This window comes from Corallococcus exercitus, from assembly GCF_003611585.1.
GTDB lineage: Bacteria > Myxococcota > Myxococcia > Myxococcales > Myxococcaceae > Corallococcus > Corallococcus exercitus.
The window spans coordinates 1-2,288 of the sequence record NZ_RAVW01000725.1; the positions used below are offsets into that span (position 1 = coordinate 1).

Genomic DNA, 2,288 nt, shown 5'->3' on the forward strand with positions numbered 1-2,288 from the left:
GGCCATCGCTGGGCGGCTGGATGGTGAACTCGACGCGGCGGTTGAGGGCCATGCCCTCCTCCGTGGCGTTGTCGGCCACGGGCATGCTGCGCCCGAAGCCCTGCGAGCACACGCGCTCCGCGGCGACGCCGCTCTCGATGAGGAAGCGCTTCACGCTGGCGGCGCGGCGCTTGGACAGCTCCAGGTTGTACTGGTCGCTGGCGCGCGAGTCGGTGTGGCCCTCGATGAGGATGCGGTCCATCTTCGGGTTCTCCTCCATCACCCGCGCGACCTCCTCCAGCACGGGGTAGGACTCGGAGAGGATGACGTCCTGGTCGGTGGCGAAGTTCACCTGCTCCAGGATGACGATCTTGTTGCCCGACGTGCGCGCGAGCGGACAGCCGTCGCGGCCGCGCTTGCCCTGCGGGACGTCCGGGCACTTGTCGATGCGGTCCACCACGCCGTCGGAGTCCGCGTCGGTGTCCGGGCAGCCGGCGTTCTCCACCGGGCCCTCGAGGTTGGGGCAGCGGTCGCGCTCGCCGATGACGCCGTCATTGTCCGGGTCCACGGGCGGCGGGGGCGGCGGAGGCGGCTCCTTGAAGCGCTCGATGGCCTCCCACTCGCGCGTCTTGGCGGGCACCCAGATGATGGACGTGAAGAAGCTCAGGTTGGGCGACGCCAGCGAGCAGCCGCAGCCCAGGCCGCCGCCGAAGGTGAAGGTGACGCCCAGCGAGCTGTACCAGCGCAGGCCGATGAGCAGCTCCGCGGGAATCTGCCGCTCCTGGCCGGGCGGCTTCTTGAGGCCGATCGCGCCGTTCACCATGCCCAGCGCGGTGATGCCGCTGCCGCGCAAGAGGGGCACCTCCGTGCCCAGGCCGAACGGGGCCATGTCCCCCAGCTCCACGTTGTTGAAGATGATGTCCGGCCGCTTCCAGAAGCCGCCGTTGAAGGCGAGGAGGATGCCGGACTCGAAGCGGTAGTCGAGCACCAGTCCCGGCGCCCAGGTGAGCTCGCCGTCGCCCGCGAAGGCCTCCTGCACGCCGGTGGGGAAGCTGACGTTGAGCGTGAGCGCGGCGCCCCAGCCGTGTCCTTCCGCGGAGCGGCGGAAGCCGGGGACGGCCACCTTGCCGGTGAGTCGCAGGTCGCCCAGCGCGAAGCTCTCCACGGGCCCTTCGGTGCCAATGACCTCCAGGTTCTGGCCGCCCTGCAAGAGCACGAGCGGCAGGTCCACGCCCACCTCGGCCCAGTCGAAGAGGCCGACGGTGGCCATGAGGTCCAGCTGGAGCCGGTTGCCCACGAGGCTGATGGAGCCCAGGTCTCCGTCCTTGGGGACGAGGGTGAGCGGGTTGATGGAGTAGCTGAAGTAGGGCCCGACGGAGACGGACAGGTGGGACAGGGGCCGGGACTGGGTGACCATCACCAGGTCCTGCGGCGCGCCGGACGGGCGGAAGACCTGGATGTTGAAGCGCGGATCCGGCGCGGCGTGGGCGGCGGTGGACAGCGCGAGGGCCAGCAGCAGCGGGAGGAGCGGCGTGCGGGAGGGCTTCATCGGACGCGGCGGGTGGAGCGCAGGAAGAGGAAGCCCAGGGCGAGGGTGACCAGCATGGCGGTGCTGCCGGTGGGGGTGGCCTCGGCGGTGGTGCCGCAGCAGAAGGCGCCGCCCTGCGGTTCGGTGCCGGGCTTGCGGCGGCCGCGCTCGCACTGCTGGGTTTCGGCGGAGCAGAACTCGACGCCCAGGCAGTCGCCGCTGTCGGCGCAGGTTTCGAGGCAGGTGTTGGTGGTGACGTCGCAGGTCCCGCCGCAGGGGCAGTGGGCGTCGGCGAAGCACTCGACGCACCCGGAGCCGTCGCACACGAGCCCTTCCGAGCACGTCACGGCGCAGGCGCCGGTGTTGGAGCAGGTGCGCGTGGTGGGGTCGCAGGTGCCGCTGCCGCAGTCGGAGTCGTTGACGCAGCCCACGCACACGCTGTTCTGCACGGTGCCGTCGGAGAGGCAGAACGGGGTGTCCTCGCCGCAGGCGTCGCAGCGCGGGCCGCAGCGCTTGTCGGTGGTGCAGGAGCTGCACTCACCGCTGACGCAGGTCTGGCCGTCGCCGCACTCCAGGTCGTTGCGGCACTGGACGCAGACCTCGCCGTCGAGACAGTAGGGGCGCTCGCCGGGGCACTTGGAGCAGCCGGGGCCGCAACGGTCGGAGGTGTTGCACTCCGGGACGGCGTCGACGCAGGTGCCGTTCAGCGTGTCGCAGGTCTGGCCATTGGAGCACTGGCTGTCGGTGGTGCACTCCACGCAGGAGGGCGGGGCGCCGGGGG

The 2,288-nt window shown here is 71.3% G+C and carries 1 protein-coding gene and 1 pseudogene; both read right to left on the bottom strand.

The genetic code is table 11. The features are described 5' to 3' along the window. Nucleotides 1-1,528: outer membrane exchange protein TraB (traB, locus tag D7W79_RS41345; protein ID WP_147442340.1), on the bottom strand; the 1,528-nt coding region annotated here is incomplete at its 3' end. Continuing rightward, nucleotides 1,525-2,288, bottom strand: a pseudogene (locus D7W79_RS41350) (hypothetical protein); the annotation flags it as partial. The pseudogene D7W79_RS41350 and the gene traB, both read right to left, overlap by 4 nt.